Here is a 14,144-nt window from a genome sequence, read left to right on the forward strand (position 1 = left end):
CGAGAAGCTAACTGGCAACGACATTGTTGAAGTTGTGACCGTCGCCGCTCGGGCGGTGACAGTTGTCAAGCGGCGAGGCTGAGGTTTAGAATGTTCGAAACGCTGCATGAAAAAATATTCAGCCTTATGTTTATTGTTCTTCTCGTCTTTAGTGTAACAACTGTCATATATTCATCGGATAAAACAAAATACCCGAAAATAGATACGCCTACGGTTCTATTAGGCGCAGCAGCCATCACGGTTGTGCTTACGCCATTGTTAATGCTGATATCCCCAATTATTGAGTCTTTATCCAGGTATGTTTCGGATGGTAATCAAATTGCAGTCAGTAAACAGTATATATTTGGCTTTGTTGCGCGTCAATATGACGTTTTTTGTAATGAATATGACGCATTTTGTGACAATGATACAGTATTCCATCAGTTGGATATTTTGGCGCTGGCCGCGTGCATAATAGCGGGCCTCAGGATTGCGCTTTCTATAGGTTTGGCGTTACTTGGACGCCCGTCAAGCCTTGAGCATGTTAAAGCAATGGAGCGTTCTGGCAAGGGTCCGCTAGGCTATGCCGTTTGGATTATTTTACCTATAGGGGGTTTTTGGCTGGTCTCCTATCCAGGAGCATATAAAAGCGCTCTGCTTATAAAAAAATTACTGGAGAGCCATCCGGCCGTAATGCTCATTATCGTCGCATTGGCATTTGTATTCTCCGTGCAGTTTCTTACAGAATTGATACTGACGTATATTTGTTTTGCTGTTTTAAAGGCGCGGCGGCTTTGTTGAATGTATAGAGTGAAAGCTGAAGTTTAACAAAGTATAGTCTGGACTGGCCGTGGGGGCTAAAGAAGCTCGTGTGCAATCTCGCGCGTCATCATCGATCGGCGCTCGCCTCCACCTCAAGAGCTTCCAAAATCTCGCTCGGCTTTCGCGCCAGAACGTCGATAGCGTTCACACCCTTCGGCGCGGCAAAACGCAGATCCAGGCGCTTCGGCTTCTCGATATAGGCCGCAACGGCGTCGGCGATGCGCTTGGCGTTCGCGCCGGCGCCGCCAAGCGCCATAATCGCCGTCGCGGCGGCTTTGGCGTAATCGGCGCGCGCCTTTTCGACGGACGTTTTCTGCTCCTTGGCTTCGAGCGCGAGCACGCGATCAACGAGGCCGTCGCCTTCGAGCGTCAGATCGATCGACTTGATCGATGTTGTGAGCATGGCGGCGCGCGAAATGAGGGGCGAGGACGAGAACGCCGCGCTCGACACATTGCCGAAGAGCGCCGAGAGATGCGCGACGCCCATGTTCTTCGCGTCGATCGCGACAGGCTCCAGCGCCGCTTCGGACGTCTTCTCGCGCCATTCGCCGGCGGCGACGCCGGAGAGCGCGAGCTCGCGATAGCCGAGCGCCAAGAAGTGCGAAGTTGACTGGGTTTCGCCGCGCGCCGAAAGATCGACGACGAAATTGTCGATCCAGCCGGAGAATTTTGTCGGCGTCGATGCAAGAAAATTGTCGAACGTCGCGCTGGCGTTCTCGACGCTGAATTTCATTCGCGACGTTTCGCTGGTCTTGGGGTCAGGCAAATCGGCGGCGACGCCGCGCACCTCGATGCGCGCCAGCTTGGGATAGGCGGCGCCCTCTAAAACCGGAGCCAGCTGCACTTCATTCAGCGCAAATCGCTTGACCGACAGATGGCCGCCGTCCGACGCGGCGAGCGAAAAATCGTCGAAAAACATCTCGCCGGCGCCGGCGCCCGCCACTTTGCGCAGGCCGGCGCGCGCGATCTTCGCCGTGAACGGCTTCCCTGCGGGTTCGCCCTTGCCGGTGGCGACGACGTCGTCGACCTCGATCGACGCCGCCTCGAAGGATTGAAGCGCATCCAGAACATCGCGCATCAGCGCGGGATCACCTTCGGGCTTCGCCGGATCGAGCTTCTCGAATCTTTCAACGAGTTTGCCGCCGGGAGTCCGCAGCGCGCGGCCGCGCACGCCCTCAATCTTCAGGCGGCCTGTCGTCAGAACGAGATTGGCGCTCGCGTCTTCAAGGCGCGAAGACTCGACGACTTCCTCCTCGACCAATAGCTTCAGAGGCTCATTGGCCTCGCCGCGCGTGGAGAGCGCCAGACGCGCGAGTTCGGCAAGATCGACCCCCTTGGCGACAGAGGCGCCCCAGGAAACGCGCTGAACGCCGCCCTTCGCGGATTCGATCGTTTCCTCGCCGCCGTCGCCGCGCACGGTCGCGGCGCGTCCCGAAACGACATTTTCGAAGAGCAGCTTGCGATACGCGGCGCGCTCAATGTTTGAATCACTGCGGCTTTCGCTCGACATGGAAGGCACGGCGATTCGCCGCGCCGAAATACGCGCAAGACGCGCCGCGACATTTCCGTCGCCGCTCAAAAACAGCGCGGCCAATTCCGTCAGCGGCAGACTCGCGCCTTCGATTTCGATGTGCGGGATACGATAGGTCGTCGCGCCGAGCGTGATGACGAGATTGTCGAGCGTGAGCGGCTTTTCGCCGGCGCCCGGCGAAGGCGCGGCGAAACTCATGAGCGAAAGCGACGTCACGACGCCGATGGCGAGGGATTTGCGCATTAGAAAACCTTGGGAAGACGAACGGGGAGAGCTTGCACGCCGCGCCTTTCGGGGTAAAGAGGCGCGTAGTTTCGTCGCAGCCGGCGTTTAGCGAGGGGCGGCGCGTGGCGGCGCGGCGGCGCCGTGATAGAGAGGCCGCATGCGTCGACTCCTGCTCCTGCGCCATGGCAAGGCCGACCGGCATTCGGCCGGCGGCGACCGCCAACGTCCGCTCACCCGTCGAGGGATGGAGGATGCACGGCGCATGGGCGAGTATCTGCGAGACGCCGACATCGTGCCGGGCCTCGCCGTCGCTTCCGATGCGCGTCGCGCCAAGCAGACCCTCGACCAGGTGCTTGAGGCGTTTCCAGGCCATGTCACGCATCTGATCGAGAATACGATTTATCTTGCGACCGTCGACCATCTGGTCGAGATTTTGCGGCAGACGCCTGACAAGGTCGCGACGCTGCTCGCCGTCGGTCACAATCCCGGCTTTGCCGAACTCGCCTCATGGCTCGCCGGCTCGGGCGAGGCCGATGACTTGGCGCTGATGCGCTCTAAATTCCCAACGGCGGCGCTGGCGATGCTCGACTTTGAGAGCGATCATTGGGGGGACGTCGGCAGGGGCGGGGCGCGACTTGCGCGCTTCGTCACGCCGGGCATTCTACGGGGCGAGGCGACGGAAGACCCCGACTAGAGCGCGCTGCGAAAAAGTGGGAACCGGTTTTTCGCGTTGAGCGCGCTCTAAACTTTTGGAATCGATCACGTTATCTGCATTTGGGCGATTCCGCCCAAATGCAGCGTGATCTAGCGCAGTCGCAAACCCGCAAAGAGCGGCCATGCTGATCGAAGCGCTCCTGACGATGCTGGCCCTAGCCGCGCCGCACAAGGCGCCGGCGGCGCTCGTCGCGCCCTCGTCGGCGTTCGCGGCGACGCCAAGCCCCGCCTATCAGCCTCAAACGCGCGCCGTGGACAACTGGCGCTTGGAAAGCGCGCTGGCGCTGGAGATGGCGCCTGTCGCCGCGATCCGCCGGGCGTTCGGCGCCGAAGCGGGCGAACCGGCCCGCTGCATCAAGCTCAACAATTACTGGTGCATCAAGAGCGCGGGCTGGAGCGGCGAGATCGCCGCCGACGCCGATGGCCATGTCGCCTTCGCATCGGCGGAGGAGGGCGCCGCCGTCGCGGCGCTGCTGCTGCGCCGATATTACGTTGACTATGGGCGGCGCACCGCGCGCGCCATCGTCGAGCGCTGGGCTCCGGCGCAATGTTCGCTCGTCGTCATGCCCAGCGCGCCTCGGCGGCCGGCGGCCGCTCCCGGGTTGCCGGCGTCGCGCGGCGGCATGGCGCGCATGCCGCCGCAGCGCGTCGCGCCCATGGCGATCGCGCCGCGCGGCATTCAAAACACGCTTCGCGCGCGCTGGCTGGCGTCGCATGGGCGCGGCGGGGTCAATCTGAAGACGGCGCGGCGACCGCTCGCAAAGCCCGTCGATCTGATGCCGGCGCCCTCGATCATGGCGGGCGTCTCCGAGCTTCCGGCGCGGCGGGAAAAGCTCGCCGAGCTGATCCGACCTGCGCCCCAGACGACAATCGCCGACCTGCCGCCGTCGCCCGCGCCGCGGCTGCCGCCGTTTGGCGTTTCGAATTGCTCGGGGGAGCTGGCGCGGATCGCCACTTACGCGGCCAATATGGCCCAGGGCGTCGTCGGCGGCGCCAACGAGGATCTGGCGCTGTTCACCGCCGCCGGCCTGCCGACCGAAAACCTGGCCAAGGTTATGGCGAATATGGCGGCGGTCGAGATCGGGCCGGCGCGGCCGCGCGACGCGCTGATCCGGATCGCCGTCGCGCAACTGCGCCAGATGCTGGAGGCGCCCGCGAAGCCGGGAGGCGATGCTGCGCCGGCTGTGCCGCCGCCGCCGGCGCATGCGGGGCCATGACACCAGGGCGATCGGGTGAAGGTTGTTTTCCTCACCCTCATCCTGAGGAGCCGCCGCAGGCGGCGTCTCGAAGGACGAGGGTGAGGAAAAATACGCGAAAACGGGCTTCCTCGTCCTTCGAGACGCGTGCTGCGCACGCTCCTCAGGATGAGGAAGCCCTTCACCCGATCGCCCTGGCCATGACACGCCAAGCGCTTCCCGATCACATGGAATCATGTGATCGATAAGGATTCGCTCAATATGAAATGTTGGAGCAGGTTCTCATCGAAAAAGTCTGTCAACTTTTTCGGAAAGCTGCTCTACGAGCGCGCCATCAGCTCCAGCGCGAGCCCGTAGACTTTCGTGCGGGCGGGTTCGGGTAGGGTTTTCAGCACTTCAAAATAGGCCTGCCCGGCGCCGCACATGCGTGCGTCTTCGAGCGGCGGCGTGGGCATTTTGCCGTCGAGCAGCGCGTCGATCTCGACCTTGCTCAGACCCCGCGCGGCGAGCGCGGTCTCCAACAGGCGAAAGTCCGCCTCCGTCGGCGCGGTCCTATCGATCTTATTGGCTTGTCCGCTGACGATCGCCTCTAATCCCGCAAGCGCCATGTCGGAGACGATCTGGCGGCGGGAGGCGGCGAATCGCTGAAAGTCGAGATTGGTCGCGCCGTAAAGGAAGGCGACGCACATGCGTTTGTCCTCCCGCGCCACCGCCTGCAGCACTTCCAGCTGCTTTTCGAAGACGCGGGCGATCGGCTCAGGCTCGGCCTTCGCCGCGAGGGCGCCGCGCGAGGTGCGGATGCGGCGCACCGCCTCGGAAAGATAATAGTCGACGCTCTGCTCTTCCTTCGTCTGTGCGAGGCGGGTGGCGAAATCATTGATCGCCGCTTCGTAATCGGCCGTGAAGGTCTCGCGAAGTCTTGCGAAGTAGCGCGCATAATCCGGCGTCGAGGCGATCAGGGCCTCGATCTGCTGCCGCGCGCTTCCCTTGTCGACTTGCCCGTTGGCGGGCGCCGCGATCCCGGATCCCGCATCGGCCATGCGCGGCGCGGGGTTAAGGGCCAGCCAGGTCAGGCCGATGCCGGCTCCGACCGCGACGAGCGCCGCAGCCAACAGCGCCAGAATTTTCTCCAGATACATCGCCGGCCTTTGCGTCTCTAACGGAAAGCGCGAAGCTTAAAGCATCGCGCAGGTGGGCGGAAGCGCGGCCGCGCTCATGCGCGGTTCAACAGGCGATGAAGCCGCGCGGTCTCGGCGCGATGGGCGACGAGCAGGCTGATATGCCGGTTGAGATCATAGCTCCAATGGCCGCGGCGGGCGCGTTCGCCGCGCATCGCGCGCTCGATTTCCTTGAGCGCGGCGCGCGCCGCGTCGGGCGTTTCGCTGGCGATCGTGTCAGGCGACAGGCGATGGAAACGCGCCAGCGCGCGGGTGCGATCATAGGCGTTGAGCCCCGCGACGAGGGCGGCGTCGAGCGCCGCGCCAGCTTCTGTGGCGAAGCGGGCGGAGCGGTCGTCTTGCGGGGTGTGAACTGGCCTGTGCGTCATGGATCATCCTCCGTGACGCTCAGAATGCTTTCCCTTGGACGGGTGAGGATAAGTATTTTATCCTTGAATAGGATTATTTTCCAGCTTACGTTTGCCCGCCACCCAGCTGGAGACCTCGATGTTTCTCGATCCGACGCTTATTCCAGGGCTTAGCGCCGCCGCGGCCGCCGCCGCTAAGGGCGCGCCCTTCGCCGATCTCTTTTCGCCTCGCCGCTCCCGCGCCTCGGTCGCGAGGGCGCGTCAGCTCGCCGTCTATCTCCACCATGTCGCGCTCGGCGCCAGCGTTTCGGCCTGCGCCAAAGCTTTCGCGCGCGACCGCGCCACTGTCCGTCACGCCTGCGCGACGATCGAAGACTTGCGCGACGATCCGTTGTTCGACGCCGGCGCCCGCCGGCTCGAAACCGCGCTGGCCGCGCAGCGCGACATGATCTGCGCCCTCCTTTCCCAAGGGAGCGCGCAATGAAGAAAAGATCGGGGGCCCCGACCCGGGAGGCAACCGGCCGCGCCATGCGCCGGCTGCTGCAGGCGCTTGCCGAGCCGGGCGCGCGCGGCGCGCTCAGCCCGCTCGAAGCCTCGACGCTCGTCGTGCTCGCCGCGCGTAAAGGCGTCACCGTGGCGCGCGCGCGATTTGCGGCGGCCGCTTCCGACGCCGCGCTCGCCGAAGGACTCGTCCGATGGGAGCAGGACGGCGGCGAGCGGCGGCTGGCCCTCACCGACGCCGGCCGCGCGCATCTGCGCCGATTATCCGCGCCCGACGTCGATCAGGCGGAGCCGTTTCGCGCCCAGCACGCATCCTATGCGCTGCGCCAGCTCGAAAAGGCCGCGCGTCCGACGCTCGTCAATGAAGCGGAAAGCCCGCTCGCCTGGCTGGCGCGGCGAAAGGACCGCGAGGGGCGTACCTTTCTCGACGCCGCGCAGCTCGAAGCCGGCGAACGCTTCCGCCGCGACATCGAGCAGGCGCAGCTCCTGCAGCGCGTGACCGCGAATTGGGAGGCGTCGATCAACGCCGCGCGCCGCGGCGCCGACGCCGGCGCCGTCTCCGAGGTTGCGATCGACGCGCGCCGGCGCCTCGCGCGCGCCGTCGACGCGGTGGGGCCGGAACTGGCGGGCCTCTTGACCGACGTCTGCGGCTATCTCAAGGGCATGGAGATCGTCGAAAGCGAGCGCGGCTGGCCGCCCCGCTCGGCGAAAGTCGTGCTCAAAATCGCGCTTGATCGATTGGCGCGCCACTACGGGCTCGCGGTCGAAGCGCGCGGCCGCGACCGCGCCGAGGCGCTGCTGCATTGGGGCGCCGAGGATTATCGGCCGAGAGTGTGATTACCCTCCCCCTGAGGGGGAGGGTCGAAGCGCGCAGCGCTTCGGGGTGGGGTGACCAACGCGAAGCGCCGAAGAAAGAGGATGCGGGCAGAGCGTTGGGTGGGGGGTCACCCCACCCCGGACTGCTTCGCAGTCCGACCCTCCCCCTCAAGGGGAGGGTGGGTAGCCGCCGCCAGATGAGTTCATCGACGACGGCGGCGTTCGTGCTTGCTGTCATGTTCGATCAACGTCTGGAAGCGGATATTGGACCAGCGGCAGCAATCGCGAATCCTCGACCGCGGCCGTCCGGTGTCCGAGGCCGGCGAGATAGGCGTCGTGGCCGGCGAAGGCCATGAAGGCCTGCACGGAGCTCTGCTTCACGAGCATCGCGCGGTCCCATCGCTCGCCCTCGGGGCCGATCAGGAACGGGCCGCCTTCACCAAGGAAGAGGAGCGCTCCGCCGCTCTGGGTCAGATATGGCAGGGTATGGGCGATGTAGCGATCATAGGCCTCGGCGCCGCTGATCGGCTGCGCGGGGGCCAATTCGGGGTTAGCGGCATAGTCCGCCTCCTGGCGCAAGCGCAGCAGGTTGAGCATGACGACCTCGCCTTGAATGCCGCGCATAAAGAGCGCGCGCCCTGCCTTTTGAGTTGGTTCAAGGTAGGTCTGCATCGGCCCGCTCTCCCTGTTGCGGCGTGGCGAGTCCAGTGGTCATGAGGGTTTCGGCGTAGGACCGGATATCCGGCGGCCAAGCACGGCTATGTTCGGCGAACCGCTTAGGATCCCCAGCGAACAAGGCGCGCGTCGCCTCCTCGAATCCCGCAAGGTCGCCGGCCATCGCCGAGATGAAGGCGTAGGTCGCGGCCTGCGCGGCGCGGACCTGGCTCCGGCCGCCATCCATGCGCCGCGCCTCATCCACCAGCCTGCGCAACGCTTGCGAGGCGCCGCCGGATTGCGTGGCCAGCCAATCCCAGTGCCGCGGAAGCAATGTCACTTCCCGGGCGACAACGCCCAATTTCGGCCGGCCGCGACCGCGCTCCGGCGTCCCATCGCTGACGTCAGGGCGGCGAGGCGCTCGCCTCACACGATCTCCCACGTTGGCGCGTTGCGCCAAGCGCGCCACGATTTCCGCTGTCTCGCCTCGCAGATCGAGGTCCACCACAGCGCCGGTCGCATCGTCAAAAGTGAGAAAGGAGCAATTGGGATTGGCGTCCATCGCCGCCTTTACAGCCCGCGCGACATCGATCAGCGGGCCCGCAGCTATTCGGCGCGTTCCCTGGAAAGCGGTGCAAGGCTTGGACAGAAATTTCGGCATGAAGGACTCTCTAAAGCAGCCGTATATTACCCGGGTAATTTTGCTTTTGTAAATATCATCCGGGTATAAATAGCGCGAGCGGCCTGGCCGTAGCCAAATTGGAGGGTGGATCTTGAAGCCGGAGGATAGGAAAGCGGCCGTCGCCGCCTACAAGGAACGCAAGGCGATCGCCGGCGTCTATGTCGTGCGCTGCGCGACGACCGGCCAGCAATGGGCGGGCAGCGCGCCGGATCTCGCCACGATCTGGAACCGCCTGTCGTTCACGCTTCGCCAGGGCGTCGACCCACATCGCTCACTGCAGACCGCCTGGCGAGAACATGGCGCCGCAAGCTTCACATTCGAGATTGTTGAACGGGTGGATGTCGAGAAGCTTGTCTATGGGCGTGAGCGCGCTCTGAGAGATCGGCGGGACCATTGGTGCGAAACTCTGCACGCCGAGCCGATCTGAAGATGGCTGCTTTTTGTGGTCGAGCGCATTTGAGCTGTCGGGAAAGCGCGGCGTCGACGAAGCGCAGCGTCTGACTCCCTCTCCCGCGAAGCGGGGGAGGGTTGGGGTGGGGGCCTACGCCGCCATCGCCTCGCGCGCTTCCCTCGGATGCGCTCAACCGTCGAGCGCGGATCGCGCCAGTGCAGCAATCTCGATTTGTACGCGAATGCTATCTTCTTCGTCGCGTTATTAACATCTGCGCGCGATTGAGATTTCGCTGCGCTAATTCGTGCTGGTAGGAAGCAGCTTCGGGCGTCCATTCCTCAAGCGCCGCTCGATAGGCCACAACAGCATGTTGCAGCGTCTTTGTCCCGCTCTCGCGTTCACCGAGCGCCGCCAGCGCAAGTCCCAGATTGTTCTGCGTCATCGCCCAATCGAGCGGAACGCGCTCGCGCGTCCTTTCCATGAGCGCCTCCCGGAAGGCCGCTACGGCCTGTTCCAGAGTCGCTGTCCCGCTTTCGCGTTGGCCGAGCCTCGCTAGCGCACCCCCCAAATTGTTCTGCGTCATCGCCCAATCGAGCGGAACGCGCTCGCGCGTCCTTTCCTTGAGCGCCTCGCGGAAGGCCGCTATGGCCTCTTGCAGAGCCGACGTTCCCCTCTGGCGCTCCCCAAGCCGCGCCAGCGCACCGCCGAGATTGTTCTGTGTCGTCGCCCAATCGAGTGGAACACGCTCGCGCGTTCTTTCCTTGAGCGCCTCGCGGAAAGCCGCCACCGCTTCTTGCAGCGTCGCCCAACCGCTCTCGCGCTCACCGAGCGTCGCTAGCGCACTCCCCAGATTGTTCTGTGTCGTCGCCCAATCGAGGGGAACACGCTCGCGCGTGCTTTCCTTGAGGGCCTCGCGGAAAGCCGCCACCGCTTCTTGCAGCGTCGCCATCCCGCTCTCGCGCCCCCCGAGCCGCATAAGCGCAAGGCCGAGATTGTTCTGAGTCGTCGCCCATCGGAGTGGAACCCGCTCGCGCGTCCATTCCTTGAGCGCCTCACGGAAGGCTTCCGCGGCCCGTCGCAGGGTAGCCGGATCGCTATCGCGCTCGCCTAGTTTCAAAAGCACAAGGCCGAGATTGTTCTGGGTCATCGCCCAATCGAATGGAACCCGCTCGCGCGTCCTTTCGAGGAGCGCCTCCTGGAAAGCCGCCGCTGCCTGTCTCAGCGTCGCCGGCTCGCTCTCGCGTTCGCCTAGTCTCGTAAGCACAAGACCGAGATTGTTCTGCGTGGCCGCCCAATCTAGCGGAGCCCGCTCGCGCGTCCCTTCGTTGAGCGCTTCGCGGTGAGCCGTTACGGCTTGTTGCAGGGTCGCCGTCCCGCCTTCTCGCTCGCCGAGCGCCCGAAGCGCATTGCCGAGATTGTTCTGCGTGCCTGCCCATTGGAGCGGAACTCGCTCACGCGTCCATTCCTTCTGCGCCTCGCGCAAAGTCGCCACTGCCTGTTGCAGCGTCGCGCTCCCGCTCTCGCGCTCGCCGAGCGCACGAAGCGCATTACCGAGATTGTTTTGCGCAGTCGCCCATTGGAGCGGAACCCGATCGAGCGTAAATTCCTTAAGAGCCTCGCGGTAAGCGGCGACGGCCTGTTGCAGCGTCGCCGTCCCGCTCTCGCGCTCCCCCAGCGAACGCAGCGCGTTGCCGAGATTATTCTGAGTCATCGCCCATTTGAGCGGATCCCGCTCACGCGTAAATTCCTTAAGAGCCTCGCGCAAAGCCGCCACTGCCTGTTGCAGCGTCGCCGTTCCGCTCTCGCGCTCTCCGAGTTCCGTAAGCGCATTTCCGAGATTGTTCTGCACAAGCGCCCATTGGAGCGGGACTCGCTCGCGCGTATATTCTTTGAGCGCTTGACGGTAAGCCCCCGCGGCTTGTTGCAGCGTCGCCGATCCACCCTCGCGGCGCCCCAGCGCGTCAAGCGCATTGCCGAGATTGTTGTGCATACCCGCCCATTCGAGTGGACCCCGCGCGCGCGTCCACTCCTTGAGGCTGTCGCGGTAAGCGGCGACGGCCTGTTGCAGCGTCGCCGTCCCACTCTCGCGCTCCCCTAGCGAACGAAGCGCATTGCCGAGATTGTTCTGGGTCAAAGCCCATTGGAGCGGAGTTCGCTTACGTGTCCACTCCTTGAGCGCGTCGCGGTAAGCCAATATGGCTTGTTGCAACATCGCCGGCCCCTTCTCGCGCTCTCCAAGCGCAAGAAGCGCATTACCGAGATTGTTTTGGGTCATTGCCCATTGGAGTGGAACCCGCTCGCGACTTAATTCCTTTAGCGCCGCGCGGATGACCGCCACAGCCTGTTGCAGGGTCGTCGTTCCGCTCTCACGCTCTCCGAGCACACGAAGCGCGTTGGCGAGATTGTGTTGCGCCATCGCCCGATCGAGCGGCCGTAAATCGAGAATTTTTTTCCAGCGCTCGATGGCGGCGACAAGCGCGGCGTTATCGCCAAATTTTTCTCCCTGCTTGAATAGAGCCTCCGCTTCGCGAACCAAAGCTTCCAGCCGTTTGTTATCGGACGGCGACAAAGATCCACGCTTCGCGACATGCTCCGCCGATTGCGCATGACGTATATGCGAAGCGCGTGGCGCAGCATCGGCCTTGATCGGGGTGAGACAGGCGAAGATCGCCCAGAGCGCGGCATGAACTGCGATCGCCTCCGCGCCATCAAAAAAAATCCGACGGAAATATCTTTCTTTGGCGTCGATCGCCGACTGACGTCCCATAAAATGCCCCAGCGGATCTTCTCAAATATTCGACAGGCGTAACATGAGCGGAGCCGTCGCGCGAGCGAAGTCTGCGGCGCGAGGCCGGCCCGTCATGGCGGGCTTGTCCGGCCATTCACGCTAAACGGGGGCGCAACCGTGGATGCCAGGCTCAAGGCCGGGCAAGACGCGTAGAATCATAGCCCTACGCCGCCATGGCCTCTCTGGCTTCCCTCTTAATTCGCTCGACCATCGAGCGCAGGCCGTTGGCGCGCTGCGGCGTCAAATGTTCGGCGAGGCCAAGCTCCTTAAAGAGCGGCGCCGCGTCGGTTTCGACGATCTCCTGCGCCGGCCGCCCCGAATAGAGCGCCAGCACGAGCGCGACGAGGCCGCGCACGATATGCGCGTCGCTGTCGCCGCGAAACGCGAGCGCGGTGCGTCCGTCGGCGTCGCGCGTCGGCGTCGTTTCGAGCCACACCTGGCTGGCGCAGCCGCGCACCTTGTTCGCGTCCGTATAGGCCTCTTTCGGCAGCGGCTCGAGCGTGCGCCCAAGCTCGATGAGATAGCGGTAGCGATCCTCCCACTCATCGAGAAGTTCGAAATTGCCAATGATCTCGTCGATCTGCATTTGCTCCGCATCCCTCCGGCGAAGGCGCATTCTACCTCATTTCGGCGCTAAGCCGCGCCCTTTCCTTGGCGAGGGCCACGCCTTACATTCCGCGCGATGATCGCTGGCGCGCCGCGCCGCTCTCACGGAGATTTATATGAGCGACTTTTCCCGCTGGCGCGCCGTCGCCGCCGCGATTTTTTTTAGCCTGGGCCTTGCAGGCTGTGGCTACAATACGATTCCGACGCTCGAAGAAAACGCCAAGGCGAAATGGTCGGACGTGCAGTCGCAATATCAGCGCCGCGCCGATCTCATCCCAAATCTCGTGGAGACCGTGAAGGGCTACGCCAGGCAGGAGAAGGACGTGCTCACCTCCGTCGTGGAGGCCCGCGCCAAGGCGACGTCGGTCAAGATTGACGCGGGTTCGCTGACCGATCCTGAAAAAATGAAGCAGTTCCAGGAGGCGCAAAATCAGTTGACGGGCGCGCTCGGCCGGCTGATCGCGGTGAGCGAAGCCTATCCGGATCTGAAATCCAACCAGAACTTCCTCGCCCTGCAGTCGCAGCTCGAAGGCACCGAGAACCGCATCAATGTCGCGCGGCGCGACTACATCGACGCGGTGCGGGAATTCAACACGTCGCTGCGCACCTTTCCGACGCTTCTCTGGGCGAAGACCTTCTTCGCCGGCACGAAGCCGATGGCGGAATTCTCCGCGGCCGGCGCCGCGCAATCGCCGCCGGAAGTGAAGTTCTAAATGATGAGCGCCGACGCGCCGACAGAAGACCTGATCGCGCTGGAGGCGATGTGGGCGCATATGCGCCGCGAAGCCGAGGAGGCGCTGCGTCTCGACCCGTCGCTGACGCCGCTGATGCTCGGCGCGATTCTCAATCGCGCGTCGCTTGAAGAGGCGGTGGTGCATCGCATCGCCGCGAGACTCGGCGCGTCAGCCGTGGACGCCGAGCCGATCGCCGACGCCTTCCTGCAGGCGGTGCGCGACGACGCGGCGATCGCTACAGCCTTCCGCGCCGATCTCGCCGCCTATGTCGAGCGTGATCCCGCCTGCGGGCGGATGATCGAGCCGCTGCTCTATTTCAAGGGCTTTCACGCGATCCAGTCGGCGCGGCTGGCGCATGCGCTGTGGCGCGCGCGGCGCCACGACTTCGCTTTCTATATCCAAAGCCGCGCCTCCGACGCGCTGGCGGCGGACATTCATCCGGCCGCGCGCTTCGGAAAAGGGCTGTTCCTCGATCATGGCGCCGGTTTTGTCGTCGGCGAGACGGCGGTCGTCGACGACGACGTCTCGATTCTGCATAATGTGACGCTGGGCGGCACGGGCAAGGTCGCGGGCGACCGTCATCCGAAGGTCAGGCGCGGCGTCATGATCGGCGCGGGCGCCAAAATTCTCGGCAATATCGAGATCGGCGCCTGTTCGCGGATCGCCGCGGGCTCGGTGGTGCTGCAGTCGGTTCCGCCGAATTCCATCGTCGCCGGCGTTCCGGCGAAGGTGGTCGGGACCGAATCGCGTATGGAGCCGGCGCGCGATATGGACCAGATCCTCCGCGGCCTCGCCTATGATTCTTTCGATTACGTCATCTGACCCGCGCCGCCGCGTCCGCTGAGGGCCGGGGCCAGGGGAATCGGGTGAGGAAAAATACGCGAAAACGGGCTTCCTCGCCCTTCGAGACGCGTGCTGCGCACGCTCCTCAGGATGAGGAACCCCACCCCGATCGCCCTGGCGCCTGGGCGATTGAGGGT

At 64.1% G+C, this 14,144-nt stretch carries 15 protein-coding genes; 8 read left to right on the top strand and 7 right to left on the bottom strand.

Going from position 1 to position 14,144, the window contains the following annotated elements; all coding sequences use genetic code 11:
* The first annotated feature begins 90 nt into the window (after window positions 1–90).
* The gene (locus tag IYW40_RS17820) at window positions 91–780 is read left to right on the top strand and encodes a hypothetical protein (RefSeq protein ID WP_196401615.1); all 690 of its coding nucleotides are present in this window, start codon (window positions 91–93) and stop codon (window positions 778–780) included.
* 88 nt (window positions 781–868) lie between these two features.
* Here IYW40_RS17820 and IYW40_RS17825 read toward each other — a convergent pair whose 3' ends face one another.
* Window positions 869–2,575 (bottom strand): hypothetical protein, encoded by a 1,707-nt coding sequence (locus IYW40_RS17825; protein WP_196401616.1) that lies wholly within the window; start codon window positions 2,573–2,575, stop codon window positions 869–871.
* Between the two features lie 139 nt (window positions 2,576–2,714).
* Between IYW40_RS17825 and IYW40_RS17830 the strand changes: the two genes are divergently transcribed.
* Together IYW40_RS17830 and IYW40_RS17835 are read left to right on the top strand one after the other, a co-directional pair.
* Entirely contained in the window at window positions 2,715–3,251 is a 537-nt protein-coding gene (locus tag IYW40_RS17830; protein ID WP_018407534.1) for a histidine phosphatase family protein, read from the top strand.
* A gap of 142 nt (window positions 3,252–3,393) precedes the next feature.
* Window positions 3,394–4,488 (top strand): hypothetical protein, encoded by a 1,095-nt coding sequence (locus IYW40_RS17835; protein ID WP_196401617.1) that lies wholly within the window; start codon window positions 3,394–3,396, stop codon window positions 4,486–4,488.
* 299 nt (window positions 4,489–4,787) lie between these two features.
* Here the strand turns inward: IYW40_RS17835 and IYW40_RS17840 are convergent, their stop codons facing one another.
* Together IYW40_RS17840 and IYW40_RS17845 are read right to left on the bottom strand one after the other, a co-directional pair.
* Window positions 4,788–5,606 carry a hypothetical protein gene (locus IYW40_RS17840; protein ID WP_196401618.1) on the bottom strand — a complete coding sequence of 273 codons (819 nt, stop codon included), beginning with the start codon at window positions 5,604–5,606 and terminating at the stop codon, window positions 4,788–4,790.
* Between the two features lie 74 nt (window positions 5,607–5,680).
* Entirely contained in the window at window positions 5,681–6,013 is a 333-nt protein-coding gene (locus tag IYW40_RS17845; protein ID WP_196401619.1) for a DUF6477 family protein, read from the bottom strand.
* Between the two features lie 118 nt (window positions 6,014–6,131).
* On the opposite strand from IYW40_RS17845, the gene IYW40_RS17850 reads away from it, so the two are divergent.
* Together IYW40_RS17850 and IYW40_RS17855 are read left to right on the top strand one after the other, a co-directional pair.
* The gene (locus IYW40_RS17850; RefSeq protein WP_154451079.1) at window positions 6,132–6,476 is read left to right on the top strand and encodes a helix-turn-helix domain-containing protein; all 345 of its coding nucleotides are present in this window, start codon (window positions 6,132–6,134) and stop codon (window positions 6,474–6,476) included.
* On the top strand, window positions 6,473–7,330 hold the full coding sequence (locus tag IYW40_RS17855; RefSeq protein ID WP_196401620.1) for a DUF6456 domain-containing protein: 858 nt from the start codon (window positions 6,473–6,475) through the stop codon (window positions 7,328–7,330). Before IYW40_RS17850 ends, IYW40_RS17855 begins: the two co-directional genes overlap by 4 nt.
* A gap of 213 nt (window positions 7,331–7,543) precedes the next feature.
* Here IYW40_RS17855 and IYW40_RS17860 read toward each other — a convergent pair whose 3' ends face one another.
* Together IYW40_RS17860 and IYW40_RS17865 are read right to left on the bottom strand one after the other, a co-directional pair.
* Window positions 7,544–7,981: a DUF1330 domain-containing protein gene (locus IYW40_RS17860; protein WP_196401621.1), complete on the bottom strand. Its 438-nt coding sequence runs from the start codon at window positions 7,979–7,981 to the stop codon at window positions 7,544–7,546.
* Window positions 7,965–8,624 (bottom strand): DUF2239 family protein, encoded by a 660-nt coding sequence (locus IYW40_RS17865; protein WP_196401622.1) that lies wholly within the window; start codon window positions 8,622–8,624, stop codon window positions 7,965–7,967. Before IYW40_RS17865 ends, IYW40_RS17860 begins: the two co-directional genes overlap by 17 nt.
* Before the next feature lie 112 nt (window positions 8,625–8,736).
* On the opposite strand from IYW40_RS17865, the gene IYW40_RS17870 reads away from it, so the two are divergent.
* On the top strand, window positions 8,737–9,072 hold the full coding sequence (locus tag IYW40_RS17870) for a GIY-YIG nuclease family protein (protein ID WP_196401623.1): 336 nt from the start codon (window positions 8,737–8,739) through the stop codon (window positions 9,070–9,072).
* A gap of 208 nt (window positions 9,073–9,280) precedes the next feature.
* On the opposite strand, the gene IYW40_RS17875 is transcribed toward IYW40_RS17870, so the two are convergent.
* Together IYW40_RS17875 and IYW40_RS17880 are read right to left on the bottom strand one after the other, a co-directional pair.
* The gene (locus IYW40_RS17875) at window positions 9,281–11,803 is read right to left on the bottom strand and encodes a tetratricopeptide repeat protein (protein WP_196401624.1); all 2,523 of its coding nucleotides are present in this window, start codon (window positions 11,801–11,803) and stop codon (window positions 9,281–9,283) included.
* 184 nt (window positions 11,804–11,987) lie between these two features.
* On the bottom strand, window positions 11,988–12,410 hold the full coding sequence (locus IYW40_RS17880) for a SufE family protein (protein ID WP_196401625.1): 423 nt from the start codon (window positions 12,408–12,410) through the stop codon (window positions 11,988–11,990).
* 136 nt (window positions 12,411–12,546) lie between these two features.
* Here IYW40_RS17880 and IYW40_RS17885 point away from each other — a divergent pair, with 136 nt between their 5' ends.
* Window positions 12,547–13,143 (top strand): LemA family protein, encoded by a 597-nt coding sequence (locus IYW40_RS17885; RefSeq protein WP_196401626.1) that lies wholly within the window; start codon window positions 12,547–12,549, stop codon window positions 13,141–13,143.
* A gap of 3 nt (window positions 13,144–13,146) precedes the next feature.
* Window positions 13,147–13,986, top strand: a complete 840-nt coding sequence (cysE, locus tag IYW40_RS17890) for a serine O-acetyltransferase (protein ID WP_196402208.1) — start codon at window positions 13,147–13,149, stop codon at window positions 13,984–13,986.
* Window positions 13,987–14,144: the final 158 nt, after the last annotated feature.

This window comes from Methylocystis sp. H4A (assembly GCF_015709545.1).
Lineage (GTDB): Bacteria > Pseudomonadota > Alphaproteobacteria > Rhizobiales > Beijerinckiaceae > Methylocystis > Methylocystis silviterrae.

Bases quoted from the DNA above. Each gene is read 5' to 3' on its own strand.
- IYW40_RS17820 (WP_196401615.1), top strand. From the start codon at position 91: ATGTTCGAAACGCTGCATGAAAAAATATTCAGCCTTATGTTTATTGTT.
- IYW40_RS17825 (WP_196401616.1), bottom strand. From the start codon at position 2,575: ATGCGCAAATCCCTCGCCATCGGCGTCGTGACGTCGCTTTCGCTCATG.
- IYW40_RS17830 (WP_018407534.1), top strand. From the start codon at position 2,715: ATGCGTCGACTCCTGCTCCTGCGCCATGGCAAGGCCGACCGGCATTCG.
- IYW40_RS17835 (WP_196401617.1), top strand. From the start codon at position 3,394: ATGCTGATCGAAGCGCTCCTGACGATGCTGGCCCTAGCCGCGCCGCAC.
- IYW40_RS17840 (WP_196401618.1), bottom strand. From the start codon at position 5,606: ATGTATCTGGAGAAAATTCTGGCGCTGTTGGCTGCGGCGCTCGTCGCG.
- IYW40_RS17845 (WP_196401619.1), bottom strand. From the start codon at position 6,013: ATGACGCACAGGCCAGTTCACACCCCGCAAGACGACCGCTCCGCCCGC.
- IYW40_RS17850 (WP_154451079.1), top strand. From the start codon at position 6,132: ATGTTTCTCGATCCGACGCTTATTCCAGGGCTTAGCGCCGCCGCGGCC.
- IYW40_RS17855 (WP_196401620.1), top strand. From the start codon at position 6,473: ATGAAGAAAAGATCGGGGGCCCCGACCCGGGAGGCAACCGGCCGCGCC.
- IYW40_RS17860 (WP_196401621.1), bottom strand. From the start codon at position 7,981: ATGCAGACCTACCTTGAACCAACTCAAAAGGCAGGGCGCGCGCTCTTT.
- IYW40_RS17865 (WP_196401622.1), bottom strand. From the start codon at position 8,624: ATGCCGAAATTTCTGTCCAAGCCTTGCACCGCTTTCCAGGGAACGCGC.
- IYW40_RS17875 (WP_196401624.1), bottom strand. From the start codon at position 11,803: ATGGGACGTCAGTCGGCGATCGACGCCAAAGAAAGATATTTCCGTCGG.
- IYW40_RS17880 (WP_196401625.1), bottom strand. From the start codon at position 12,410: ATGCAGATCGACGAGATCATTGGCAATTTCGAACTTCTCGATGAGTGG.
- IYW40_RS17885 (WP_196401626.1), top strand. From the start codon at position 12,547: ATGAGCGACTTTTCCCGCTGGCGCGCCGTCGCCGCCGCGATTTTTTTT.
- cysE (WP_196402208.1), top strand. From the start codon at position 13,147: ATGAGCGCCGACGCGCCGACAGAAGACCTGATCGCGCTGGAGGCGATG.